At 61.4% G+C, this 26,339-nt stretch carries 20 protein-coding genes, 4 tRNA genes and 1 rRNA gene; 1 reads left to right on the top strand and 24 read right to left on the bottom strand.

Features of this window, described 5'->3' with window-relative positions:
* Positions 1-7: 7 nt before the first annotated feature.
* From rplB to ACPUER_RS15935, 23 genes are all read right to left on the bottom strand, one after another.
* Positions 8-835 (bottom strand): 50S ribosomal protein L2, encoded by an 828-nt coding sequence (gene rplB, locus ACPUER_RS16045; protein ID WP_006482900.1) that lies wholly within the window; start codon positions 833-835, stop codon positions 8-10.
* 2 nt (positions 836-837) lie between these two features.
* Positions 838-1,152, bottom strand: a complete 315-nt coding sequence (gene rplW, locus ACPUER_RS16040; protein WP_004199275.1) for a 50S ribosomal protein L23 — start codon at positions 1,150-1,152, stop codon at positions 838-840.
* Positions 1,149-1,769, bottom strand: coding sequence for a 50S ribosomal protein L4 (rplD, locus tag ACPUER_RS16035; RefSeq protein ID WP_040143046.1), 621 nt, complete (start codon positions 1,767-1,769; stop codon positions 1,149-1,151). The genes rplW and rplD overlap by 4 nt, the downstream gene beginning before the upstream one ends.
* Complete coding sequence (gene rplC, locus ACPUER_RS16030) at positions 1,769-2,419, bottom strand: 50S ribosomal protein L3 (protein WP_006482922.1); 651 nt, start codon at positions 2,417-2,419, stop codon at positions 1,769-1,771. Before rplC ends, rplD begins: the two co-directional genes overlap by 1 nt.
* Positions 2,420-2,597: 178 nt before the next feature.
* The gene (rpsJ, locus tag ACPUER_RS16025) at positions 2,598-2,909 is read right to left on the bottom strand and encodes a 30S ribosomal protein S10 (RefSeq protein WP_004199280.1); all 312 of its coding nucleotides are present in this window, start codon (positions 2,907-2,909) and stop codon (positions 2,598-2,600) included.
* Between the two features lie 286 nt (positions 2,910-3,195).
* Complete coding sequence (gene tuf / locus ACPUER_RS16020) at positions 3,196-4,386, bottom strand: elongation factor Tu (protein ID WP_006482910.1); 1,191 nt, start codon at positions 4,384-4,386, stop codon at positions 3,196-3,198.
* Between the two features lie 40 nt (positions 4,387-4,426).
* Positions 4,427-6,529: an elongation factor G gene (fusA, locus tag ACPUER_RS16015; protein WP_105393663.1), complete on the bottom strand. Its 2,103-nt coding sequence runs from the start codon at positions 6,527-6,529 to the stop codon at positions 4,427-4,429.
* Positions 6,530-6,652: 123 nt separating this feature from the next.
* Positions 6,653-7,123: a 30S ribosomal protein S7 gene (rpsG, locus tag ACPUER_RS16010; protein ID WP_006477195.1), complete on the bottom strand. Its 471-nt coding sequence runs from the start codon at positions 7,121-7,123 to the stop codon at positions 6,653-6,655.
* A gap of 172 nt (positions 7,124-7,295) precedes the next feature.
* Positions 7,296-7,676 carry a 30S ribosomal protein S12 gene (gene rpsL, locus ACPUER_RS16005; protein ID WP_006400662.1) on the bottom strand — a complete coding sequence of 127 codons (381 nt, stop codon included), beginning with the start codon at positions 7,674-7,676 and terminating at the stop codon, positions 7,296-7,298.
* A 227-nt stretch (positions 7,677-7,903) separates the two neighbouring features.
* Complete coding sequence (recQ, locus tag ACPUER_RS16000) at positions 7,904-9,751, bottom strand: DNA helicase RecQ (RefSeq protein WP_152859258.1); 1,848 nt, start codon at positions 9,749-9,751, stop codon at positions 7,904-7,906.
* Positions 9,752-10,062: 311 nt separating this feature from the next.
* A complete protein-coding gene (gene rpoC, locus ACPUER_RS15995; protein WP_034183757.1) occupies positions 10,063-14,310 on the bottom strand; it encodes a DNA-directed RNA polymerase subunit beta' in 4,248 nt (1,415 codons plus the stop codon).
* A gap of 21 nt (positions 14,311-14,331) precedes the next feature.
* A complete protein-coding gene (gene rpoB / locus ACPUER_RS15990) occupies positions 14,332-18,438 on the bottom strand; it encodes a DNA-directed RNA polymerase subunit beta (RefSeq protein ID WP_175964433.1) in 4,107 nt (1,368 codons plus the stop codon).
* 377 nt (positions 18,439-18,815) lie between these two features.
* Positions 18,816-19,190, bottom strand: a complete 375-nt coding sequence (gene rplL / locus ACPUER_RS15985) for a 50S ribosomal protein L7/L12 (RefSeq protein ID WP_034183755.1) — start codon at positions 19,188-19,190, stop codon at positions 18,816-18,818.
* Positions 19,191-19,253: 63 nt separating this feature from the next.
* Positions 19,254-19,751: a 50S ribosomal protein L10 gene (rplJ, locus tag ACPUER_RS15980; RefSeq protein ID WP_027788582.1), complete on the bottom strand. Its 498-nt coding sequence runs from the start codon at positions 19,749-19,751 to the stop codon at positions 19,254-19,256.
* 295 nt (positions 19,752-20,046) lie between these two features.
* Complete coding sequence (gene rplA / locus ACPUER_RS15975) at positions 20,047-20,745, bottom strand: 50S ribosomal protein L1 (RefSeq protein WP_006482906.1); 699 nt, start codon at positions 20,743-20,745, stop codon at positions 20,047-20,049.
* The gene (gene rplK / locus ACPUER_RS15970) at positions 20,746-21,177 is read right to left on the bottom strand and encodes a 50S ribosomal protein L11 (RefSeq protein ID WP_006753591.1); all 432 of its coding nucleotides are present in this window, start codon (positions 21,175-21,177) and stop codon (positions 20,746-20,748) included. It lies immediately after the preceding gene.
* Between the two features lie 140 nt (positions 21,178-21,317).
* Positions 21,318-21,875 carry a transcription termination/antitermination protein NusG gene (gene nusG, locus ACPUER_RS15965; protein ID WP_006400672.1) on the bottom strand — a complete coding sequence of 186 codons (558 nt, stop codon included), beginning with the start codon at positions 21,873-21,875 and terminating at the stop codon, positions 21,318-21,320.
* A gap of 1 nt (position 21,876) precedes the next feature.
* Complete coding sequence (gene secE / locus ACPUER_RS15960; RefSeq protein ID WP_034183753.1) at positions 21,877-22,257, bottom strand: preprotein translocase subunit SecE; 381 nt, start codon at positions 22,255-22,257, stop codon at positions 21,877-21,879.
* A 43-nt stretch (positions 22,258-22,300) separates the two neighbouring features.
* Positions 22,301-22,376 (bottom strand) — tRNA-Trp (locus ACPUER_RS15955).
* 59 nt (positions 22,377-22,435) lie between these two features.
* Positions 22,436-23,626, bottom strand: coding sequence for an elongation factor Tu (tuf, locus tag ACPUER_RS15950; RefSeq protein ID WP_006482910.1), 1,191 nt, complete (start codon positions 23,624-23,626; stop codon positions 22,436-22,438).
* Positions 23,627-23,692: 66 nt separating this feature from the next.
* Positions 23,693-23,767, bottom strand: a tRNA-Thr gene (locus tag ACPUER_RS15945).
* A 24-nt stretch (positions 23,768-23,791) separates the two neighbouring features.
* Positions 23,792-23,865: transfer RNA gene (locus ACPUER_RS15940), tRNA-Gly, on the bottom strand.
* 44 nt (positions 23,866-23,909) lie between these two features.
* Positions 23,910-23,995 (bottom strand) — tRNA-Tyr (locus ACPUER_RS15935).
* A 932-nt stretch (positions 23,996-24,927) separates the two neighbouring features.
* Between ACPUER_RS15935 and ACPUER_RS15930 the strand changes: the two genes are divergently transcribed.
* Positions 24,928-25,470: a hypothetical protein gene (locus ACPUER_RS15930; RefSeq protein ID WP_175964561.1), complete on the top strand. Its 543-nt coding sequence runs from the start codon at positions 24,928-24,930 to the stop codon at positions 25,468-25,470.
* 783 nt (positions 25,471-26,253) lie between these two features.
* On the opposite strand, the gene rrf is transcribed toward ACPUER_RS15930, so the two are convergent.
* Positions 26,254-26,339: ribosomal RNA gene (rrf, locus tag ACPUER_RS15925) — 5S ribosomal RNA — on the bottom strand; the annotation flags it as partial.

The following is a 26,339-nucleotide window of genomic DNA, read 5'->3' as shown; positions in this document are numbered from 1 at the left end:
CTACTCCTTAACGCTTGTGACGGCGCTGGACGATCATCGTCGTCGTGCGCTTGTTGCTGCGGGTGCGGTAACCCTTAGCCGGCGTACCCCACGGGCTCACCGGGTCGCGACCTGCAGCCGTCTTGCCCTCACCACCACCGTGCGGGTGATCGACCGGGTTCATCGCAACGCCACGCACCGTCGGGCGGATACCGCGCCAGCGGTTCGCGCCAGCCTTGCCGATCTGGCGCAGGCTATGCTCTTCGTTGCCGACTTCACCGATCGTTGCACGGCACTCGATGTGCACGCGGCGGATTTCGCCCGAACGCAGGCGAACCTGCGCGTAGACGCCTTCGCGCGCCAGCAGCATGGCCGACGTGCCAGCCGAACGCGCCATTTGCGCGCCCTTGCCCGGCAGCATCTCGATGCAGTGGATCGTCGTACCGACCGGAATGTTGCGGATCGGCAGCGTGTTGCCTGCACGGATCGGCGCTTCCGAACCCGACATCAGCTGTTGGCCGACGGTCAGGCCCTTCGGGGCGATGATGTAGCGACGCTCGCCGTCTGCGTAGAGCACCAGCGCGATGTTCGCGCTGCGGTTCGGGTCGTATTCGAGACGCTCGACCTTTGCCGGGATGCCATCCTTCGTGCGACGGAAATCGACGATACGATAGTGCTGCTTGTGACCACCGCCCTTGTGGCGCGTGGTGATGCGGCCGTTGTTGTTACGGCCGGCGGTCGAGCTCTGCGAGTCGAGCAGTGCCGCGAACGGCTTGCCCTGGTGCAGATTCTTGTTGACCACCTTGACCATCGCGCGGCGACCCGGCGAAGTCGGTTTAACTTTCACGATTGCCATGATTACTTGGCCTCCGCTTCAAAGTTGATTTCCTGGCCGGGCTTCAGGCAAACGTACGCCTTCTTCACGTCCTTGCGGCGGCCCATCGAACGGCCAAAGCGCTTCTGCTTGCCCTTCTGAACCAGCACGTTGACGGAATCAACTTCCACCTTGAACAGCAGCTCGACAGCCGCCTTCACTTCCTGCTTCGTGGCATCCGGTGCGACTTCGAACACGACTTGCTCGTTCTTGTCGGCAACCAGCGTCGCCTTTTCCGAGATCACCGGTGCGAGCAGGACCTGCATCAAACGATGATCGTTCTTGCGAATCTCGCTCATGACAGCAACTCCTCGATCTGGGCGACCGCAGCCTTCGTGACCAGCACTTTCTTGAAGTAGATCAGCGACAGCGGGTCAGCGTAGCGCGGCTCGACAATTGCCACGTGCGGCAGGTTGCGCGAAGCCAGGTACAGGTTTTCGTCAACCGTGTCGGTGATGATCAGCACGGAGTCGAGACCCATGGTCTTGAATTTATCGGCCAGCAGCTTGGTCTTCGGCGCTTCGAGGACGATGTCCTCGACGACCGACAGACGGCCTTCACGGGCCAGCTGCGAGAAGATCGAGCAGAGACCTGCGCGATGCATCTTCTTGTTGACCTTGTGCGAGAAGTTTTCTTCCGGCGAGTTCGGGAAGATACGACCACCGCCACGCCACAGCGGGCTCGACGACATACCGGCACGAGCACGGCCCGTACCCTTCTGGCGCCACGGCTTCTTGGTGGTGTGCTTGACCTGCTCGCGGTCCTTCTGCGCGCGGTTACCCTGGCGAGCATTCGCCTGGTAAGCGACGACGACCTGGTGGATCAGCGCTTCGTTGTAGTCACGACCGAACACGACGTCCGATGCGTTGACCACTGCACCTTCCTGACCATTTTCGTTCAGGAGCTTGAGTTCCATTATTTCGCCCCCTTGGTCTTGACGGCCGGCGTGACAAAAACCTTGCCACCCTTCGCGCCCGGAATCGCACCCTTGACGAGCAGCAGCTTGCGCTCTGCGTCGATACGAGCGATTTCGAGGTTCTGCACCGTCACGGTCACGTCACCCATGTGACCCGTCATGCGTTTACCCGGGAACACGCGACCCGGATCCTGCGCCATACCGATCGAGCCCGGCACGTTGTGCGAGCGCGAGTTACCGTGCGTGGCACGGCCGGAGGAGAAGTTGTAACGCTTGATCGTACCGGCGTAGCCCTTACCGATCGACACACCCTGCACGTCGACCTTCTGGCCCACTTCGAAAAGATCTGCACCGACCACGGCGCCATTCGACAGCTCGGCTGCCTTGGCCGCGTCAATGCGGAATTCCTTGAGGATTTCACCGGCTTCGACACCGGCTTTGGCGAGATGACCTGCCAGCGGCTTCGTCACGCGCGAGGCGCGGCGGGAGCCGAATGCAACCTGCACGGCCGTGTAGCCGTCGGTTTCAACAGTCTTGATCTGCGTCACGCGGTTGTCCGACACGTCCAGCACGGTGACGGGAATCGAATCCCCTTCAGCCGTGAAGATACGGGTCATGCCAACCTTGCGACCTACGAGTCCAAGGCTCATCATTTTCTCCATTCCCGACTGCGATTGGTCGGGGCTGATTTACAAAATGCCGGGCACGCAAGGCCCAACTTTTTTACGCGAATACGCGAAAAGCCAAGCAGTATAGCCCGACTTCTCGATTTCCGCAAGCAATACAAAGACTTAGCGCCGCCCGGCAAGCCGATCGGCGCTGGAAGCCTTACTGCAGCTTGATTTCCACGTCGACGCCAGCCGGCAGATCGAGCTTCATCAGCGCGTCAACCGTCTTGTCGGTCGGATCGACGATGTCCATCAGGCGCTGGTGGGTGCGGATTTCGAGCTGATCGCGCGACGTCTTGTTGACGTGCGGCGAACGCAGGATGTCAAAACGCTGAATGCGCGTCGGCAGCGGCACCGGGCCACGGACGATTGCGCCAGTCCGCTTCGCGGTATCGACGATCTCGGCAGCCGATTGATCGATCAGACGATAGTCGAAAGCCTTCAGGCGAATGCGGATTTTCTGTTGCTGCATGACGATTCCTTGAAAAGAGCGAGGCGATGTTGCATCGCCGGACACTAAAAGAACGTGAAACATGACGCCTGCGGGGAGCGAGACATCAGGTTCCGGACAGTACTTCCACTGCTAAGCCCGCGATTCTACACGAAATTGTGGAGCGGTGGTGCGGGTTTCTCGGCCCATGCAACGGAGCACCGGAAAAACAAAACCGGGTGCCAGCGCAAGCTGGGCACCCGGTTTCGACGGTACGACTGCATACCGTGGAATCGCGGACCCCGTCGGGGTCCGCGGATCGTCGATGTTACTCGATGATCTTGGCGACGACGCCGGCGCCGACGGTACGGCCGCCTTCGCGGATTGCGAAGCGCAGACCTTCTTCCATCGCGATCGGAGCGATCAGCTTCACCGTGATCGACACGTTGTCGCCCGGCATCACCATTTCCTTGTCCTTCGGCAGCTCGATCGAGCCCGTCACGTCCGTCGTACGGAAGTAGAACTGCGGACGGTAGTTGTTGAAGAACGGCGTGTGACGGCCGCCTTCGTCCTTGCTCAGCACGTACACTTCAGCCGTGAAGTGCGTGTGCGGCGTGATCGAACCCGGCTTCGCCAGAACCTGGCCACGCTCCACGTCTTCACGCTTCGTGCCGCGCAGCAGGATACCGACGTTGTCGCCTGCCTGACCTTGGTCCAGCAGCTTGCGGAACATTTCAACGCCCGTGCAGGTCGTCTTCACCGTCGGCTTGATACCGACGATTTCGATTTCTTCGCCGACCTTCACGATGCCGCGCTCGACACGACCCGTCACCACCGTACCACGGCCCGAGATCGAGAACACGTCTTCCACCGGCATCAGGAACGCGCCGTCAACTGCACGCTCCGGCGTCGGGATGTACGTGTCCAGCGCGTCGGCCAGGCTCATGATCGCCACTTCGCCCAGCTCGCCCGTGTCGCCTTCCAGCGCCAGCTTCGCCGAACCCTTCACGATCGGCGTGTCGTCGCCCGGGAAGTCGTACTTCGACAGGAGTTCGCGAACTTCCATCTCGACCAGCTCGAGCAGTTCAGCGTCGTCCACCATGTCGCACTTGTTCAGGAACACGATGATGTACGGAACGCCAACCTGACGCGCCAGCAGGATGTGCTCACGCGTTTGCGGCATCGGGCCGTCTGCTGCCGAGCAAACCAGGATCGCGCCGTCCATCTGTGCCGCGCCCGTGATCATGTTCTTCACATAGTCAGCGTGGCCCGGGCAGTCGACGTGTGCGTAGTGGCGGTTAGCCGTTTCGTACTCGACGTGCGCCGTGTTGATCGTGATGCCGCGCGCCTTTTCTTCCGGTGCCGCGTCGATCTGGTCGTACGCCTTCGCTTCGCCGCCGAACTTCTTCGTCAGAACCGTCGTGATCGCTGCCGTCAGCGTCGTCTTGCCGTGGTCAACGTGACCAATCGTACCAACGTTCACGTGCGGCTTGGTCCGCTCAAACTTTTCTTTTGCCATGATTCTCTTCTTTCAAAAAATAATCAGTTGGTAGCTAGATTTACTTCGACTTCGCGCTGATGATCGCGTCGGCAACGTTGCGCGGAGCTTCAGCGTAGTGCTTGAACTCCATCGTGTACGTTGCACGACCTTGCGTCAGCGAGCGCAGCGACGTCGAATAACCGAACATTTCCGACAGCGGCACTTCGGCGCGCACGATCTTGCCGCCGCCAACCATGTCTTCCATGCCCTGGACGATACCGCGACGGCCCGACAGGTCGCCCATCACGTTGCCCATGTAGTCTTCCGGCGTCTCGACTTCGACAGCCATCATCGGCTCGAGCACGACCGGGTTCGCCTTGCGCATCGCTTCCTTGAACGCCATCGAACCGGCCATCCGGAACGCGTTTTCGTTCGAGTCAACGTCGTGGTACGAACCGAACGTCAGGTGAACCTTCACGTCGACGACCGGGAAGCCTGCCAGCACGCCCGACTTCAGCGTGTCCTGGATACCCTTGTCGACCGCCGGGATGTATTCACGCGGAATCACACCACCCTTGATCTCGTCGAAGAACTCGTAGCCCTTGCCCTGTTCGTTCGGCTCGAGCGTGATGACCGCGTGACCGTACTGGCCGCGACCACCCGACTGCTTGACGAACTTGCCGTCGACATCCTTCGCCGTCGAACGGATCGTCTCGCGGTAGGCAACCTGCGGCTTGCCGACGGTTGCTTCCACGCCGAATTCACGCTTCATCCGGTCGACCAGAATTTCGAGGTGGAGCTCGCCCATGCCCGAAATGATGGTCTGGCCCGACTCTTCGTCGGTCTGCACGCGGAACGACGGATCTTCCTGCGCCAGGCGGTTCAGCGCGAGGCCCATCTTTTCCTGGTCAGCCTTGGTCTTCGGCTCGACAGCCTGCGAGATCACCGGCTCCGGGAACACCATGCGCTCGAGAATGATCGGGTTCGCCGGATCGCACAGCGTGTCGCCCGTGGTCGCTTCCTTCAGGCCGACCGCAGCAGCGATGTCGCCTGCGCGCACTTCCTTGATTTCTTCGCGCTGGTTCGCGTGCATCTGCAGAATACGACCCAGACGTTCCTTCTTGTCCTTCGTCGAGTTCAGCAGCGTGTCGCCCGAATTCACCACGCCCGAGTACACACGGAAGAAGATCAGCTGGCCGACGAACGGGTCGGTCATGATCTTGAACGCGAGCGCCGAGAACTTCTCGTCGTCCGACGCACGGCGCTCTGCGGAATCGCCGTTTTCGAGTTCGCCCTTGACCGGCGGGATGTCGACCGGCGACGGCAGGAAATCGATCACGGCGTCGAGCATGCGCTGCACGCCCTTGTTCTTGAACGCGGTACCGCACAGCATCGGCTGGATTTCGCACGCGATCGTACGGTCGCGCAGCGCCTTGACGATGTCGGCTTCCGGCAGATCGCCTTCTTCCAGGTACTTGTTCATCAGGTCTTCGTTGGCTTCAGCAGCCGCCTCGACCATCTTTTCGCGCCATTCCTTGCAGGTTTCGGCGAGTTCGGCCGGGATGTCGACGTAGTCGAACTTCGTGCCTTGCGACGCTTCGTCCCAAATGATCGCCTTCATCTTGATCAGGTCGACCACGCCCTTGAAGTTTTCTTCCGAGCCGATCGGCACCACGACCGGAACCGGGTTCGCCTTCAGGCGCAGACGGAGCTGGTCGTAGACCTTGAAGAAGTTCGCGCCGGTACGGTCCATCTTGTTGACGAACGCGAGACGCGGCACCTTGTACTTGTTCGCCTGGCGCCACACCGTTTCCGACTGCGGCTGCACGCCGCCCACTGCGCAGTACACCATGCATGCGCCGTCGAGCACGCGCATCGAACGCTCCACTTCGATCGTGAAGTCGACGTGGCCCGGGGTGTCGATGATGTTGATGCGGTGTTCCGGATAGTTGCCGCCCATGCCCTTCCAGAAGGCCGTGGTAGCAGCGGACGTGATCGTGATGCCACGCTCCTGTTCCTGCTCCATCCAGTCCATCGTGGCTGCGCCGTCGTGAACTTCACCGATCTTGTGGTTCACACCGGTGTAAAACAGAATGCGCTCGGTCGTCGTCGTCTTGCCGGCGTCGATGTGAGCGCTAATACCGATATTGCGGTAGCGCTCGATAGGAGTCTTGCGAGCCACTTTGATCCTCTACTGGGATGACATGATGCAGCCCTGCTGCATCATGCTTCAACACAAACGGGCGAGGCGCCTGAAAAGCGCACCCGCCCGGAATTTATTTCCGCTAACAGCCCAGCCAGGCGCTTAGAAACGGAAATGCGAGAACGCGCGGTTGGCTTCTGCCATGCGGTGAACTTCATCGCGCTTCTTCATCGCGCCGCCACGGCCTTCGGCCGCTTCGGAGAGTTCACCTGCCAGACGCAGAGCCATCGACTTCTCGCTGCGCTTCTTCGCAGCCTCACGCAGCCAGCGCATCGCCAATGCCATACGACGCGACGGGCGCACTTCGACCGGAACTTGATAGTTGGCACCACCAACGCGACGGCTCTTCACTTCGACCACCGGCTTCACGTTGTTGAGCGCAACCGTGAACACTTCCAGCGGGTCCTTGCCACCCTTGGTCTGGATCTGTTCGAATGCGCCATAAACGATGCGCTCTGCGACCGATTTCTTGCCGGACAGCATCAGCATGTTCATGAACTTGGCTACATCAACGTTGCCGAACTTCGGATCCGGCAACACTTCCCGCTTGGGGACTTCGCGACGACGCGGCATGATTCTTCCTTTACTTGTTCAGTTGGAGCTGTATCCAGCTCCGCGGCCACCAACAAACCCGATCACATCTTCACGACTAACCAGCTTGGCCGGGTGACCACTTACTCGACAGCACCGGCAATCCGGCACTCCCGCCTTGACCGCCCAGAGGCGATCCCTGATCAAAAACTGCTTACTTGGCAGCCTTTGCACGCTTCGCGCCGTACTTCGAGCGCGCTTGCTTACGGTCCTTGACGCCCTGGGTATCCAGCGAGCCGCGAACCATGTGGTAACGCACACCCGGCAAGTCCTTCACACGGCCGCCGCGGATCAGCACAACCGAGTGTTCCTGCAGGTTGTGGCCTTCACCGCCGATGTACGAAATCACTTCGAAGCCGTTCGTCAGACGAACCTTGGCGACCTTACGGAGTGCCGAGTTCGGCTTCTTCGGCGTCGTCGTGTACACACGGGTGCACACGCCGCGACGCTGGGGGCAGTCCTGCAGGGCCGGGCTCTTGCTCTTCGTCGTTTCCGACTGACGGCCTTTGCGAACCAGTTGGTTGATGGTTGGCATTGTTTATTCCTGAAATTGAACAAAATCCGCACACCGATTTCGGGCAAAGCGAGAATCGGCGCACAGTTGACTTCCGAACCGGCGAAACGGACGCGAACCTTCGAACGCGACTCGGCCCACCGAATACCGGAACCCAACATAATATTCCGGAAATGCCAACTAAGTCAACGGCTTGCGTGATTTGCCGGCCAGCCGCGTGGTTTGCCGGAAGGGTCGGAACACCTGTGTCAGGCCGATTCGACGACGTCGATGATCTCGTCGCCGAAGCGCTCGAGCTTGCGCACGCCCATGCCGGGGATATGGCGCAGGTCGTCGATCGTCTCCGGCGCGTTGCGCGCGATCTCGGCGAGCGTCGCGTCGTGGAAGATCACGTAGGCCGGCACGCCGTCCGTCTTCGCGGTTTCCGCGCGCCACGCGCGCAGCGCGTCCCACCGTGCGCGCTCGCGGGTGCCCATGCCGGCCGTCGGATCGACGCGCGTGCCGCTGCGGCTCGACGACTGTCGCGTGCGCTGCGGCTTCACGTAGCGGCGCAGCGTGACCTTCTCCTCGTTCTTCAGCACGGGCTTCGCGGCCTCGGTCAGCATGAGCGCACCGAAGCCGCCATGGTCGACCGCCAGGTAGCCGTACGCGACGAGCTGCCGGAAAATCGCGCGCCACTCGGGCTCGGATAGCGACGCGCCGATCCCGAACGTGCTGAGCTGGTCGTGCCCGCGCTGCAACACCTTCTCGGTGCGCCCGCCGCGCAGGATTTCGATCAGGTGGCTCGACCCGAAATTGAAGCCGCTCGAACGCTGCGCGCGGAACACGCACGACAGCGCCATCTGCGCCTCGCGCGTCGCGTCCCACGAATCGGGCGGCTCGAGGCACGTGTCGCAGTTGCCGCACGGCTGGCTCGCCTCGCCGAAGTAGTTCAGCAGCCGCACGCGGCGGCACGAGATCGTCTCGCACAGCCCGAGCAGCGCGTCGAGCTTCGACGTCTGCACGCGCTTGTGCGCGTCGTCCGCGTCGGACTCGTCGATCATCTTGCGCTGCTGGACGACGTCGCCGAGGCCGTACGCCATCCACGCATTCGCGGGCATCCCGTCGCGGCCCGCGCGACCGGTTTCCTGGTAATAGCCTTCGACGCTCTTCGGCAGATCCAGGTGCGCGACGAAGCGCACGTCGGGCTTGTCGATGCCCATGCCGAACGCGATCGTCGCGCACATCACGATGCCCTCCTCGCGCTGGAACATTTCCTGGTGCTTCTGCCGCACCTCGAACTCCATCCCCGCGTGATACGGCAGCGCGCGCACGCCCTGCGCCTTCAGCCACTCGGCCGTTTCCTCGACCTTGCGGCGCGACAGGCAATAGACGACGCCCGCATCGGTCGTGCCGTCGGCATTCGTGTGTTCGGCGCGGATGAAGTCGAGCAGCTGCGAACGCGCGTTGTCCTTTTCGACGATCCGGTAGCGGATGTTCGGGCGATCGAAGCTCGATATGAATACGCGTGCGTCGTCGAGCGCGAGGCGATGGATGATCTCGTCGCGCGTGATCGCATCGGCCGTGGCGGTCAGCGCGATGCGCGGCACCGACGGAAACCGCTCGTGCAGCACCGACAACTGGATGTATTCCGGACGGAAATCGTGCCCCCATTGCGACACGCAGTGCGCTTCGTCGATCGCGAACAGGCCGATCTTCGCGCGCTCGAGCAACTCGAGGAAACGCCCCGTCATCAGGCGTTCAGGTGCGACATACAGCAGGTCGATCTCGCCTTCGCGCAGCGCGCGCTCGGTCGCCGCAGCCTCGGCGCCCGACAGCGTCGAATTCAGATAGGCCGCGCGCACGCCGACTTCGCGCAGCGCGGCGACCTGGTCCTGCATCAGCGCGATCAGCGGCGACACGACGATGCCGGCGCCCTGCCCGGCCTCGCGCCGCAGCAGTGCCGGGATCTGGTAGCACAGCGACTTGCCGCCGCCGGTCGGCATCAGCACGAGGCAATCGCCGCCGCCGGCGACGTGCTCGACGATCTCGCCCTGCTGGCCGCGAAAGGCGGAATAACCAAAGACTTCGTCGAGAATTTCGAGGGCGCGGGACATGAGTGAGAACGAGGACGGCGGAAGGATGACCGCAATTTTAACAACCCGCTCGCGCGACGCGTGGCGAATCGTGCAACGTTGGCCGATCGGACAGGGTTTGTTCGCGCGCATGACGGGCCTGCCTCGGCCGCGCCGCAAGCGATCGCGATGCCTGCAACAGCACCTGCAGCCATGTGGAGCGCCGCTCGCAGGCAGCTGGTGCCGGCGATGCGCAAGCGCGTCATGCGCGTGAACGACGGATAAAAAAAACCGCCCGGCAAAACCGGGCGGTTTCGATGACAGCGAGGCGAGGCGGCTCGCGCCGCCCGCGCTTATTCGGCTGCCGGGTGCTGTTGCGGCTCTTCCGCAGCAGGCGTGCTCGGCGTGCCGAAATCGAACGCCTCTTCTGCTGCGATCTGGTCGAAACGCTCGCGATCCGACGATTCCTTCGCCTTGCGTGCCTTGTGGAACGCGAGACCCGTACCGGCCGGAATCAGACGGCCGACGATCACGTTTTCCTTCAGGCCGCGCAGATCGTCGCGCTTGCCCATGATCGCCGCTTCGGTCAGCACGCGGGTCGTTTCCTGGAACGATGCCGCCGAGATGAACGAGTCGGTCGACAGCGACGCCTTCGTGATACCGAGCAGTACGTTGTCGTACGAAGCCGGACGCTTGTCCTCGGCGATCATGCGATCGTTCTCGTCCAGCATGTCGGAACGTTCGACCTGTTCGCCCGGGATGAAGCGCGTATCGCCGTTGTCGGTGATCTGCACACGACGCAGCATCTGGCGAACGATCACCTCGATGTGCTTGTCGTTGATCTTCACGCCCTGCAGACGGTACACGTCCTGCACTTCGTCGACGATGTAGCGCGACAGCGCTTCGATACCCTGCAGACGCAGGATGTCGTGCGGATCGGCCGGACCGTCCACGATCATTTCGCCCTTGTTGACGACCTGAGCATCGTGGACCAGCACCTGCTTTTCCTTCGCGATCAGGAACTCGTGCTGGTTGCCCTCGAGATCCGTGATGACGAGACGCTGCTTGCCCTTCGTGTCCTTACCGAACGACGTCGTACCGGTGACTTCCGCGAGAATGCCGGCATCCTTCGGCGAACGCGCTTCGAACAGTTCCGCCACCCGCGGCAGACCGCCGGTAATGTCACGCGTCTTCTGCGCTTCGGTCGGGATACGTGCGAGCACTTCACCGACCTGCACCTGCTGGCCATCCTTCACGGTAATCAGTGCGCCGACCTGGAAGCCGATCTGCACTGCGTGTTCCGTGCCCGGAATCTTCACTTCTTCGCCGTTTGCGTCGAGCAGCTTCACCTGCGGACGCACGCTCTTCGAAGCCTGCGAACCGCGACGCTTCACGTCGATCACGACCAGCGTCGACAGGCCGGTCACGTCGTCGATCTGCTTCGCGACCGTCACGCCTTCCTCGACGTTCTCGAACTTCACCGTACCACCGTACTCGGTGATGATCGGACGCGTCAGCGGATCCCACGTGGCGAGCTGCGTGCCTGCCTTGATGGTCGCGCCGTCGAGCTGCAGCAGCGTCGCGCCGTACGGCACTTTGTGACGCTCGCGCTCGCGACCGAAGTCGTCGGTGATCATCGCTTCGCCCGAACGGGAAATGACGATCTGCTCGCCCTTCGCGTTCGTGACGTAGCGCATCGTCGCCGTGAAGCGCACGATACCGTTGCTCTTCGCTTCGACCGACGAGGCCACTGCCGCACGCGATGCCGCACCACCGATGTGGAACGTACGCATCGTCAGCTGCGTGCCCGGTTCACCGATCGACTGTGCCGCGATCACGCCGACTGCTTCGCCGACGTTCACGAGCGAGCCGCGGCCGAGGTCACGGCCGTAGCAGGCTGCACACAGGCCGTAACGCGTTTCGCAGGTCAGCGGCGTGCGCACGCGCACTTCGTCGATGCCGAGGCGTTCGATTTCCTCGACCGCCGTTTCGTCGAGCAGCGTGCCCGATTCGTACAGCGTTTCCTGCGTTTCCGGATTCACGACGTCCGCGACCGCGACGCGGCCGAGGATACGGTCGCGCAGTGCTTCGACGACTTCACCGCCTTCGACCAGCGCCTTCATCGCGACGCCGTTCGACGTGCCGCAATCGTCCTCGACCACGACCAGATCCTGCGTGACGTCGACCAGACGACGCGTCAGGTAACCCGAGTTCGCAGTCTTCAGTGCCGTATCAGCCAGACCCTTACGTGCACCGTGGGTCGAGATGAAGTACTGCAACACGTTCAGGCCTTCGCGGAAGTTCGCGGTAATCGGCGTCTCGATAATCGAGCCGTCCGGCTTCGCCATCAGGCCACGCATACCGGCCAGCTGACGAATCTGCACCGCCGAACCCCGGGCGCCCGAGTCGGCCATCATGTAGATCGAGTTGAACGACTCCTGGCGCGTCTCGTTGCCGTCGCGGTCCGTCACCGGCTCCGTCGACAGCTGCTCCATCATCGCCTTGCCGACCGCTTCCGACGTCGCCGACCAGATGTCGACCACGTTGTTGTAGCGTTCCTGCGCGGTGACGAGACCCGACATGTACTGGCGGTCGTATTCCTTCACCTTCTTCGCGGCGTCGCCGACGATCGTTTCCTTCTGCGGCGGCACGAGCATGTCGTCCACGCAGATCGAAATGCCGGCGCGCGTCGCGAGTCGGAAACCCGACTGCATCAACTGGTCGGCGAACACCACCGTCGCGCGCAGACCGCACTTGCGGAACGCCGTGTTGATCAGGCGCGAGATTTCCTTCTTCTTCAGCGGCTTGTTCAGCACCGAGAACGGCAGGCCGTGCGGCAGGATCTCCGACAGGATCGCGCGACCGACGGTCGTCGCGTACAGCGAGATCTTCGGCACGAATGCCGGTGCGCCTTCCGACTTGTCTTCGTTGTGGACCATTTCGGTGATCCGCACGTTGACGCGCGATGCCAGCTCGACTTCCTTGTTCTCGTACGCGCGGATCACTTCCGACACGCCCGTGAACGACAGGCCTTCGCCCTTGCCGTTGATCGCTTCGCGGGTCGCGTAGTACAGACCCAGCACGATATCCTGCGACGGCACGATCGACGGATCGCCGTTGGCCGGGAACAGCACGTTGTTCGACGCCAGCATCAGCGTGCGCGCTTCCATCTGCGCTTCGAGCGACAGCGGCACGTGGACGGCCATCTGGTCACCGTCGAAGTCGGCGTTGAACGCCGCACAGACGAGCGGGTGCAGCTGGATCGCCTTGCCTTCGATCAGCACGGGCTCGAACGCCTGGATACCGAGACGGTGCAGCGTCGGCGCACGGTTCAGCATCACCGGGTGCTCGCGGATCACCTCTTCGAGGATGTCCCACACCACCGGCGTCTGGTTCTCGACTTCCTTCTTCGCAGCCTTGATGGTCGTCGCGACGCCCATCACTTCCAGCTTGTTGAAGATGAACGGCTTGAACAGCTCGAGCGCCATCAGCTTCGGCAGACCGCACTGGTGCAGCTTCAGCGTCGGGCCGACCACGATGACCGAACGGCCCGAGTAGTCGACGCGCTTGCCCAGCAGGTTCTGACGGAAACGACCGCCCTTGCCCTTGATCATGTCGGCGAGCGACTTCAGCGGACGCTTGTTCGCGCCCGTCATCGCCTTGCCGCGACGACCGTTGTCGAGCAGCGAGTCGACGGCTTCCTGCAGCATCCGCTTTTCGTTGCGGACGATGATTTCAGGCGCCTTCAGCTCGAGCAGACGCTTCAACCGGTTGTTACGGTTGATCACGCGGCGATACAGGTCGTTCAGGTCCGACGTCGCGAAACGGCCGCCGTCCAGCGGCACGAGCGGACGCAGTTCCGGCGGCAGCACCGGCAGCACTTCGAGGATCATCCACTCGGGCTTGATGCCCGAGCGCTGGAATGCCTCGAGGACCTTCAGGCGCTTCGCGTACTTCTTGATCTTCGCTTCCGAGCCGGTGTTCTTCAGCTCGGTGCGCAGCGTCTCGACCTGCTCGTCGATGTTGATCGCGCGCAGCAGCTCACGCACGCCTTCCGCGCCCATCTCGGCACGGAATTCGTCGCCGTATTCCTCGACCTTATTGTAGTAATCCTCTTCGGTCATGATCTGCCGCGCCTTCAGCGGCGTCATGCCCGGTTCGATCACCACGTACGCTTCGAAGTACAGCACGCGTTCGATGTCGCGCAGCGTCATGTCGAGCACCATGCCCAGACGCGACGGCAGCGACTTCAGGAACCAGATGTGCGCGACCGGCGAGGCCAGTTCGATGTGGCCCATGCGCTCGCGGCGCACCTTCGCCAGCGTCACTTCGACGCCGCACTTCTCGCAGATCACGCCGCGATGCTTCAGACGCTTGTACTTGCCGCACAGGCACTCGTAGTCCTTGATCGGCCCGAAGATCTTCGCGCAGAAGAGACCATCGCGTTCCGGCTTGAACGTACGGTAGTTGATGGTCTCCGGCTTCTTCACTTCGCCGAACGACCACGAACGGATCTTGTCAGGCGAAGCCAGACCGATCTTGATCGCGTCGAAAACTTCTTCCTGTTGGACTTGCTTGAATAGATCGAGCAGAGCTTTCATTGCTTTCTCTCCGTAGTCCGATTAATTGCGGTCGAGATCGATATCGATACCGAGCGAGCGGATTTCCTTCACGAGCACGTTGAAGGATTCCGGCATGCCTGCATCGATCACGTGATCGCCCTTGACCAGGTTTTCGTACACCTTCGTCCGGCCGGTCACGTCGTCCGACTTCACCGTCAGCATTTCCTGCAGCACGTAGGACGCGCCGTACGCTTCGAGTGCCCACACTTCCATTTCACCGAAACGCTGGCCACCGAACTGCGCCTTACCACCCAGCGGCTGCTGCGTGACGAGCGAGTACGGGCCGGTCGAACGCGCGTGCATCTTGTCGTCGACCAAGTGGTGCAGCTTCAGGTAGTGCATGTAGCCAAGCGTCACGCGACGTTCGAACATTTCACCCGTGCGGCCGTCGTACAGACGGACCTGGTTCTTCGACGGGTTCATGCCGAGCTGTTCCGCGATGTCGTCCGGGAACGCGAGGTCGAGCATCTTGCCCATTTCTTCCTCGGTCGCACCGTCGAACACCGGCGTTGCGAACGGCACGCCTTCGCGCAGGTTCTTCGCGAGTTCGAGGATCTCGTCGTCGGTGAAGCTTTCCAGATCTTCCTGGCGGCCCGACTCGTTGTAGATCTTCGTCAGGAACACGCGCAGTTCCTCGATCTTCGCCTGACGCTGCAGCATTTCGCCGATACGCCAGCCGAGGCCCTTCGCGGCCCAGCCGAGGTGCACTTCCAGAACCTGACCCACGTTCATCCGCGACGGCACGCCGAGCGGGTTCAGCACGACGTCTGCCGGACGGCCATCGGCCATGTACGGCATGTCTTCGATCGGGACGATCTTCGACACGACACCCTTGTTACCGTGACGGCCAGCCATCTTGTCGCCAGGCTGCAGACGGCGCTTCACCGCGAGGTACACCTTGACCATCTTCAGCACGCCCGGCGGCAGTTCGTCGCCTTGCGTGAGCTTCTTGCGCTTCTCTTCGAACGCGAGGTCGAACTGGTGACGCTTTTCCTCGATCGAGTTCTTGATCGCTTCGAGCTGCGCCGCTGCTTCGTCGTCCGCCAGGCGGATGTCGAACCAGTGGTAGTGGTCGAGGTCTTCCAGGTAAGCCTGGTCGATCTTCGTGCCCTTCGCGAGCTTCTTCGGACCGCCGTTCGCGACCTTGCCCACGAGCATACGCGCGAGACGCTGGAACGCGTCGCCTTCCACGATGCGGAGCTGGTCGTTCAGGTCGAGACGGTAGCGCTTCAGTTCGTCGTCGATGATCTGTTGCGCACGCTTGTCGCGCTGGATGCCTTCACGCGTGAACACCTGGACGTCGATCACGGTACCGCTCATGCCCGACGGCACGCGCAGCGACGTGTCCTTCACGTCCGAGGCCTTCTCGCCGAAGATCGCGCGCAGCAGCTTCTCTTCCGGCGTCAGCTGGGTCTCGCCCTTCGGCGTGACCTTGCCGACCAGCACGTCGCCCGCTTCGACTTCAGCACCGATGTACACGATGCCCGATTCGTCGAGACGGCCGAGCTGGACTTCCGCCAGGTTCGAGATGTCGCGCGTGATTTCTTCCGGCCCGAGCTTCGTGTCGCGTGCAACGACGTTCAGCTCTTCGATGTGGATCGACGTGTAGCGATCGTCGGCCACGACCTTCTCCGAGATCAGGATCGAATCCTCGAAGTTGTAGCCGTTCCACGGCATGAACGCGATCAGCATGTTCTGGCCGAGCGCGAGCTCGCCCAGGTCCGTCGAGGCGCCGTCGGCCAGCACGTCGCCGCGCGAGACCTTGTCGCCCATCTTCACGATCGGACGCTGGTTGATGTTCGTGTTCTGGTTCGAACGCGTGTACTTGATCAGGTTGTAGATGTCGACACCGACTTCACCTGCGACCGCTTCGTCGTCGTTCACGCGAATCACGATACGGCCTGCGTCGACATAGTCGACGACGCCGCCGCGGAACGCCTGAACCGTCGTGCCCGAGTCAACCGCGCAGGTGCGCTCGATGCCCGTACCAACGACCGGCTTTTCCGGACGCAGACACGGCACGGCCTGACGCTGCATGTTCGAGCCCATCAGTGCTCGGTTCGCATCGTCGTGCTCGAGGAACGGGATCAGCGAGGCTGCGACCGACACGATCTGCGACGGCGCGACGTCCATGTACTGGATGCGGTCCGGCGTGACCATCATCGTTTCGCCGGCTTCGCGCGACGACACGAGTTCGTCGATCAGCGTGCCGTTCTCGTCGATCGCGGCGTTCGCCTGCGCGATCATGTAGCGGCCTTCTTCGATCGCCGACAGGTAGTCGATCTGGTCGGTCACCTTGCTGTCCACGACCTTGCGGTACGGCGTCTCGAGGAAGCCGTACTCGTTCAGGTGCGCGTACAGTGCGAGCGAGTTGATCAGGCCGATGTTCGGACCTTCCGGCGTTTCGATCGGGCACACGCGGCCGTAGTGGGTCGGGTGCACGTCGCGGACTTCAAAGCCTGCACGCTCGCGCGTCAGACCGCCCGGGCCCAGTGCGGAAACACGGCGCTTGTGCGTGATTTCCGACAGCGGGTTGGTCTGGTCCATGAACTGCGAAAGCTGCGACGAACCGAAGAACTCGCGGATCGCCGACGAAATCGGCTTCGAGTTGATCAGGTCGTGCGGCATCAGGTTTTCGCTTTCGGCCTGGCCGAGGCGTTCCTTGACCGCGCGCTCGACGCGCACGAGACCGGCGCGGAACTGGTTTTCCGCCAGTTCGCCGACGCAACGCACACGACGGTTGCCGAGGTGGTCGATGTCGTCCACTTCGCCCTTGCCGTTGCGCAGCTCGACGAGGATCTTGATCGTCGCGAGGATGTCGTCGTCCTGCAGCGTCATCGGGCCGGTGATCTCGTCACGGCTGACGCGGCGGTTGAACTTCATACGGCCGACCTTCGACAGGTCGTACGCTTCTTCGCTGTAGAACAGACGGTTGAACAGTGCCTCGACCGCTTCCTCGGTCGGCGGCTCGCCCGGACGCATCATGCGGTAGATCGCGATGCGCGCGGCCGTCCTGTCGGTCGTTTCGTCGACACGCAGCGTCGACGAGATGTACGGACCCTGGTCCAGATCGTTCGTGTAGAGCGTCTGGATGTCCTTGATGCCCGCTTCGCGCAGCTTCTCGAGCACGCTTTCCGTGACTTCGTCGTTCGCGCTCGCGATCACTTCGCCGGTATCGCCGTCGACGACGTTCTTCGCCAGCACGCGGCCGAGCAGATAGTCTTCCGGCACCGAGATGAACTTGGTCTTCGCGGCTTCGAGGTCGCGAATGTGCTTCGCGTTGATCCGCTTGTCCTTCTGGACGATGACCTTGCCATCGCGATCCGTGATGTCGAAACGCGCGACTTCGCCACGCAGACGCTCGGGCACGAACTCGAGTTGCGCGCCTTCGTCCATCAGCGTGAAGTTGTCGAACACGAAGAAGTTCGCGAGGATCTGTTCCGGCGTCAGGCCGATGGCCTTCAGCAGGATCGTGACCGGCATCTTGCGGCGACGGTCGACGCGGAAGTACAGGATGTCCTTCGGATCGAATTCGAAGTCGAGCCACGAGCCGCGGTACGGAATGATCCGTGCCGAGAACAGCAGCTTGCCCGAGCTGTGCGTCTTGCCCTTGTCGTGTTCGAAGAACACGCCCGGCGAACGGTGCAGCTGCGAGACGATGACACGCTCGGTGCCGTTGATGACGAACGAGCCCGTCGGCGTCATGAGCGGAAGTTCGCCCATGTACACTTCCTGCTCCTTCACTTCCTTGACGACCGGCTTGTTCGGCGATTCCTTGTCGAGGATGACAAGGCGGACCTTCGCGCGCAGCGCGGAACAGTACGTCAGGCCACGCTGCTGGCATTCCTTGATGTTGAATGCCGGCGCGGACAACGCATAGCTCACGAACTCGAGACGTGCGAAACCGTTGTGCGAAACAATGGGGAATACCGACGTGAACGCGGCCTGCAAACCTTCAGGCTTGCGTTGCGTGGCCGGCACATCGGCTTGCAGAAACGTGCTGAATGATTCAAGCTGGGTAGCCAGCAAGAAAGGAACTTGGTGAACGATGGGGCGCTTCGCGAAACTCTTGCGAATGCGCTTCTTCTCGGTGAAGGAATATTGCATACGATCTCCGAATCACGGCGGGTGCTATCGAGGCGGAATACCTGGACGTTTCAAACCCGAGTGTTCACCGACTGAGACCCGATGGCCGTCCGACGGCTTGAACGAGCCGAGAAGCTTGGTGGTTGGCCGCTACCAACCGCTGGCTGACGGCAGCGGATGCCTGTGTTGCCCGCTACCCGACCAAACTTGCCTTCTGCAGTCGCTTCAGAAGACAAAGAGAAACGCCAATCGTGACCAATGACAACGATTAGACGGTTTTCTTTGGCTTCTGGGGCCAATTATTCGGGCTCCCGAATGAGTGCCAGAATAACGTCCCCACAAAGCACAAAAAGGCCGGCGGTGAAAATACCGCCAGCCTTCGCACAGCGCGTCGAAACTTACTTGATTTCGACCTTCGCGCCTGCGTCTTCCAGCTTCTTCTTGGCTTCTTCCGATGCAGCCTTGTCGACGCCTTCCTTGACAGCCTTCGGTGCGCCGTCAACCAGGTCCTTCGCTTCCTTCAGGCCCAGGCCCGTCAGTTCGCGAACTGCCTTGATGACTGCAACCTTGTTGCCGCCTGCTTCAGCCAGAACGACCGTGAACTCGGTCTTCTCTTCAGCAGCAGCAGCAGCGCCGCCGCCTGCCGGGCCAGCGACTGCCACTGCAGCTGCCGACACGCCAAACTTCTCTTCGAACGCCTTGACCAGTTCGTTCAGTTCCAGAACGGTCATCCCTTCGACTGCTGCCAGGATGTCTTCTTTTGCGATTGCCATTTGAAATACTCCTAAATTGAATTCGGATACAGCCAGCGATCAATGACGCTGATGCACGTTCGATTACGCAGCTTCCGCTTGCTTCTTCTCGGCCAGCGCGGCCAGAGCACGCGCGAAGCCCGAAACAGGCGATTGCATAACGAACAGCAGCTTCGAGAGCAGTTCTTCGCGGCTCGGGATGCTTGCCAGCGCTTGCACGCCAGCCTTGTCCATCACCTTGCCATCGAACGAACCAGCCTTGATGACCAACTTGTCATTGCTCTTGCTGAAGTCGTTGACGACCTTAGCAGCAGCAATTGCATCTTCCGAGATGCCGTAGATCAACGGACCAGTCATCTGCTCTGCCAGCGGAGCAAACGGCGTACCTTCGACAGCGCGACGCGCCAGCGTGTTCTTCAACACGCGCAGGTAAACCTGTTGCTCACGCGCTTGCGCGCGCAGCTTGGTCAGATCGCCAACCGCAATTCCACGATACTCAGCCAGCACAACGGTCTGGGCCTTCGCGACTTGCGCGGAAACCTCAGCTACGACGGCTTGCTTGTCTTCTCTATTAAGCGGCACGGTTAGCCTCCAGAAACGATACGTTCGGCACGAAACCTCACGTACCTCGTTCAACAACGGCGTCCGACCTCGTTAGGAGTATTTCCACCTCACGCCGCGAATCGCTTCACGGCCTGCGGCTTCACCACTGCAAAACTTTTTCGGGTTCGCCATCTGCGTTGGCTTGAATTAAGGGATCGCCTGCCTGCTGCGCCCCACCAACGGTCTTTGATAACCGGTTGCCCGCCTTGCTGCACGAACAACCGCCCAAAGCCCATGAAGGCCGCTTCGCAAGCGAAGCGGCCTGAATACTTGCTTACTGTGCTGCCAGCGTAGCCTGGTCGACACGCACGCCGACGCCCATCGTGCTCGACAGTGCGATCTTGCGCAGGTACACGCCCTTGCTCGTTGCCGGCTTTGCCTTCTGCAGCGCTTCGATCAGCGCCGACAGGTTCGAACGCAGTGCGGTCGGCTCGAACGATGCGCGGCCGATGGTCGCGTGGATGATACCGGCCTTGTCGACACGGAATTGCACCTGACCAGCCTTCGCGTTCTTGACGGCGGTCGCGACGTCCGGCGTGACCGTACCGACCTTCGGGTTCGGCATCAGGCCGCGCGGGCCGAGGATCTGGCCGAGCGTACCGACGATACGCATCGTGTCCGGCGAAGCGATCACGATGTCGAAGTCCATCTGGCCAGCCTTGATCTGCTCAGCCAGGTCTTCCATACCGACGATTTCCGCGCCTGCTGCACGAGCCTGCTCGGCCTTCTCGCCTTGCGCGAACACGGCAACGCGAACCGACTTGCCCGTACCGGCCGGCAGAACGACCGAACCACGAACGACCTGGTCCGACTTCTTTGCATCGATGCCGAGCTGGACTGCGACGTCGATCGACTCGTCGAACTTCGCGCTCGCGCATTCCTTCACGAGGCTCAGTGCGTCTTCGATCGCGTACAGCTTCTGACGATCGACCTTGGCGGCAAATGCCTGACGGCGCTTGGAGATCTTAGCCATTTACACGCCCTCCACAGTGATGCCCATCGAGCGTGCGCTACCAGCGATGGTGCGAACGGCTGCGTCCAGATCAGCTGCCGTAAGGTCCGGCATCTTGGTCTTCGCGATTTCTTCAGCTTGAGCGCGCGTGATCGAACCGACCTTGTCGGTATGCGGCTTGCTCGAGCCCTTGTCCACCTTCGCCGCCTTCTTGATCAGGACGGTCGCCGGCGGCGTCTTCATCACGAACGTGAAGCTCTTGTCAGCGAATGCCGTGATGACCACCGGCACCGGCAGACCCGGCTCCATGCCTTGAGTCTGCGCGTTGAACGCCTTGCAGAACTCCATGATGTTCAGGCCGCGCTGGCCCAGTGCCGGACCGACCGGCGGCGACGGGTTGGCTTTACCTGCAGGGATCTGCAGCTTGATAAAGCCGACAATCTTCTTTGCCATTTGAAAACCTCGTTGGAACGCCAGGCGGCGTTCGGTGAGTGATAACGCGCTTTCGCCGCTGGCTACTGACGCTCCTCAACGGCCGTAACGCGGGCCGTAAGCGCGAAGGTGGGCAGCCGAGGCTGCCCACCGAATCGGGATCAAACTTTTTCGACCTGGCCGAACTCGAGTTCGACCGGGGTTGAGCGGCCAAAGATGGTGACCGACACACGCACGCGCGATTTTTCGTAGTTGACTTCTTCGACGGTGCCGTTGAAGTCCGTAAACGGGCCTTCCTTGACACGCACCATCTCGCCAACTTCGAACAGGGTCTTCGGGCGCGGCTTTTCGACGCCTTCCTGCATCTGCGACATGATCTTCTCGACTTCCTTCGGGGAAATCGGGGTCGGGCGGTTACGCGCACCGCCGACGAAGCCGGTGACCTTCGCGGTGTTCTTCACGAGGTGCCACGTTTCGTCCGTCATTTCCATTTCCACCAGCACGTAGCCGGGGAAGAAACGACGCTCGGTCACAGCCTTGTGGCCGCCTTTGACTTCGACCACTTCTTCGGTCGGAACCAGGATCTGACCGAATTTGTCCTGCATGCCAGCACGTTCGATGCGCTCCTGAAGCGCACGTTGCACGCTCTTCTCCATACCGGAGTAGGCGTGCACGACGTACCAACGTTTTCCGCTCGGGGATGCCGGAGTATCGCTCATATCATTTCCAACCCAGAATCGCCGAGAAAATTACCCACTCGATCGATTTGTCACTCAACCAGAGGAAAATCGCCATCACGAGCACGAAACCGAACACGACGAGTGTTGTTTGCGTTGCTTCCTTGCGGGTGGGCCAAACGACCTTCCGGACTTCCTTGTACGAATCCTTGGCAAACGCGATGAGGCTCTTGCCAGGTGCGGACATCAGCCCGACGGCCACGCCAGCGATGATACCTACCGCCAACGCGGCACCGCGGACATACCACTGCTGATTGGCCAGCCAGAAGAAGCCCACGAATCCGGCCAACACCAGCAATACGCCCAGGGCCAGCACTAGCTTATCGCCGGAGGTATTTACAGTTTCGACGGATGGATTCGCCATAACACCTTAAAACAAATGCCACGTAGGACACGTGGCTATTTTTTGGCAGGGGCAGAGGGAATCGAACCCCCAACCTTCGGTTTTGGAGACCGACGCTCTGCCAGTTGAGCTATACCCCTAAACCATGCTGGGGCCGGCTACTGCCAGCCCCAAAACTGTCGATCAACGAATAACTGGCTTACTCGATGATCTTGGCGACGACGCCGGCGCCGACGGTACGGCCGCCTTCGCGGATTGCGAAGCGCAGACCTTCTTCCATCGCGATCGGAGCGATCAGCTTCACCGTGATCGACACGTTGTCGCCCGGCATCACCATTTCCTTGTCCTTCGGCAGCTCGATCGAGCCCGTCACGTCCGTCGTACGGAAGTAGAACTGCGGACGGTAGTTGTTGAAGAACGGCGTGTGACGGCCGCCTTCGTCCTTGCTCAGCACGTACACTTCAGCCGTGAAGTGCGTGTGCGGCGTGATCGAACCCGGCTTCGCCAGAACCTGGCCACGCTCCACGTCTTCACGCTTCGTGCCGCGCAGCAGGATACCGACGTTGTCGCCTGCCTGACCTTGGTCCAGCAGCTTGCGGAACATTTCAACGCCCGTGCAGGTCGTCTTCACCGTCGGCTTGATACCGACGATTTCGATTTCTTCGCCGACCTTCACGATGCCGCGCTCGACACGACCCGTCACCACCGTACCACGGCCCGAGATCGAGAACACGTCTTCCACCGGCATCAGGAACGCGCCGTCAACTGCACGCTCCGGCGTCGGGATGTACGTGTCCAGCGCGTCGGCCAGGCTCATGATCGCCACTTCGCCCAGCTCGCCCGTGTCGCCTTCCAGCGCCAGCTTCGCCGAACCCTTCACGATCGGCGTGTCGTCGCCCGGGAAGTCGTACTTCGACAGGAGTTCGCGAACTTCCATCTCGACCAGCTCGAGCAGTTCAGCGTCGTCCACCATGTCGCACTTGTTCAGGAACACGATGATGTACGGAACGCCAACCTGACGCGCCAGCAGGATGTGCTCACGCGTTTGCGGCATCGGGCCGTCTGCTGCCGAGCAAACCAGGATCGCGCCGTCCATCTGTGCCGCGCCCGTGATCATGTTCTTCACATAGTCAGCGTGGCCCGGGCAGTCGACGTGTGCGTAGTGGCGGTTAGCCGTTTCGTACTCGACGTGCGCCGTGTTGATCGTGATGCCGCGCGCCTTTTCTTCCGGTGCCGCGTCGATCTGGTCGTACGCCTTCGCTTCGCCGCCGAACTTCTTCGTCAGAACCGTCGTGATCGCTGCCGTCAGCGTCGTCTTGCCGTGGTCAACGTGACCAATCGTACCAACGTTCACGTGCGGCTTGGTCCGCTCAAACTTTTCCTTGGCCATTTTCAACTCCCAAAAGGAATTTCACAGGTTGCGCCGCGCGCAAACAAGACACTGACTTTTTACTGCTGGTGCCCATGGGCAGGATCGAACTGCCGACCTCTCCCTTACCAAGGGAGTGCTCTACCACTGAGCCACATGGGCGCTTTACGCTTCAACTTCGCGGTCTGGAGCGGGTGAAGGGAATCGAACCCTCGTCGTAAGCTTGGAAGGCTTCTGCTCTACCATTGAGCTACACCCGCACGGGCCACTAACGATTCCCTACCGCTCAACTACGCTGATATCTTGGTGGAGGAGGTTGGATTCGAACCAACGTAGGCGTAAGCCAACAGATTTACAGTCTGCCCCCTTTAGCCACTCGGGCACCCCTCCGTAGAGAACTGACGATTATGGGGGTGCATCGCACTCTTGTCAAGCACATCAGGAAGATTATTTTCAACCTTCTTCCCGACACTTGCGCTACCGCCGATCCTCCGCCCTTGCCCGGCTAAGGCAAGCACGACGTATTGCCGATCGGCGCCACATCTTCGTCAGACTCCGCCTTTAGCGCTGATCTGCATCTGCGCTAAAAACGAAAGACCGCCATCATACGACCTCTCGTGCACAATGCCAAGCGGGTAGACGCAAAATTTCCGCAAATTTCGTGCCGGGCAGCCTCGATGATCCCCGCTCAGTGTTCGTGAGGGCCTTTAGCCCCTCTATCGTCGGAAAACAGAGGCTTCGTATCCGGGTACTGCATGCTACCTGTTCGCAACCTGCAGGCGGTACGCACAACAGGACTCTCGCGCGTTTTCGGTGTTGCATCTGAGACCTAGCGCGGGCTTCCGGCACGGCATCGTGACCCCTTCCCGTCCCCCGTCTTAGCCGACTTCACCGGAAGGCGCGCGATATATGCCGAGTCGCCTGCCCGTTCCCGGCACGAATCCCGATGCGCCCGCTCGCTCTTGTGATGGCTGTCATGGCTTTGACCGTACATGTCACCGGTCCGGCGGATGCCTGATGTCACTCGAGCACGATCGCGAAGATCCGCCAACAGGTATTGGCCGACAGCCACGCCCCGGGGACGCCCGAAGGAGGCCGCCGCACTTGCTGCCTATGAGCGGCTGAAACCTGTCCTCGACGCTGGCTACCTTGGCTCGACGGGCGTCGCGGCGTCGCTGGCGCGCGTGGCTGCTCGATGATGTATCGGTGTACCTCGTCGCAGCAGGCTCCGGAAATGACGCGCGACAAGATGAGTCCGACCACGGCCTGCCTCGACGTGCTGCGGCCGCTGCTTGGCAACGATATGCACCCCACGCACCCGATTGCCTCTCGCCGCGGCGGCGCCGTCGCGGCGGACGCTCTGCAGCATTGCGCCGGCCGATCCGTCGCGCAAACCAGCCAACAGCAGCACCTTGTCGGCCTATCGCAGCGAACCCGCGGCGTACACGCGGCATCCCGCCAGTCCGTGCCATGCCCGCCTCGCTCAACTGAACTCGGATGTCTGCGGTGGCTTCTGCGCAGGAGCTTTCGCCGCGCCTCATACATCCGAGGACGCCGGAAAGCTGACCTGCGACGCGCAGTCGTCGACGTCCGTCACTTGCTGCCCGGCGATGCTCGTGCCTATTCGGAATCAAGGTCGGAACGCGATCCACCGGTTTCCGCCGGCCGAACACTTCGCGCTCGGCGATCGAAGTACTGCATGCACGGTACGATCGACCGCCGTAGATGCCGGTGGTACGCACTTCACGTTACCGGGAGAAGGTCGGGGCTGCCTCGGCGGTATCGCCTATTCGCTCGTCGAGAAGATCTACGTGTTGCGAGACAGCCGACCAGTGCTGGTCAAGAGCAACCGTGTGGGTTTCTAAGGACGGCCACCTTACGAGCTCGCGGGTGTCGCTGCGGGTGTTGCTGCCTGACGCTGCCTGACCTCTTACAGCCGGCCACATGCCTCCCTTGCGCCCAAGGAAGCAACTTTGCAGAAAAATCAGTGATTTCGAATATGAAATGACGCTCGATAGCGACGTGACGCTGGTCTTGATGCCATGCAGCAAGAACACTCCGAAAACCGGGCATGCGACAGTTAATATTTGGCTCACGCGAACGACGCAAGTCGATCAGTGATCGCTGGACGATTCTTCATGTTGACCGTTGCGGGCAATCGATACGGCGATCAGGGACACAAGCGGCAACCTGCAACCGTTGAACGACAATTGTGATTTTGGTCGAGGATGTGCTCAAGATGCCGGCGATCACGACGAGATGGCTGATCGTTGAAAGGCAGGACTACGCTACGCCAGTCCGTATCCGGTGATGGGCAGATCGGGGAAGGAGGTTGCAGCGAAGAATTTGCCAGCCGCCTGATCAGCCAGGGTGCAGAATTAATCGCCGTCGCGGCGAGCAGCAGATGGCGATGATGGGTCGCGGTAGCTCGAGCCGCCATCGGGTGGGCCAACCTGGTTGGCCTGAGTGTGCCTGACGAATCGTGGAGATGGACGGCACTGCCCGGATCAACACCTTCGGCGCTCCGGCTCCGGCTCCGGCTCCGGCTCCGGCTCCGACTGCGCTGCCCCTTGCTCGGCCGGCCTGCAGTTTGTCCGCGCCAATGCAAAAACCCCCGCCTTTTGGGCGGGGGTTTCTGGCTTGAGGGAGCCTGACGATTACCTACTTTCACACGGGAATCCGCACTATCATCGGCGTAGAGTCGTTTCACGGTCCTGTTCGGGATGGGAAGGGG

The sequence above is a fragment of the Burkholderia sp. DN3021 genome (assembly GCF_049805555.1).
GTDB classification, from domain to species: Bacteria; Pseudomonadota; Gammaproteobacteria; order Burkholderiales; family Burkholderiaceae; genus Burkholderia; species Burkholderia pyrrocinia_C.
This window is presented reverse-complemented; position numbering and strand designations above follow the sequence as displayed.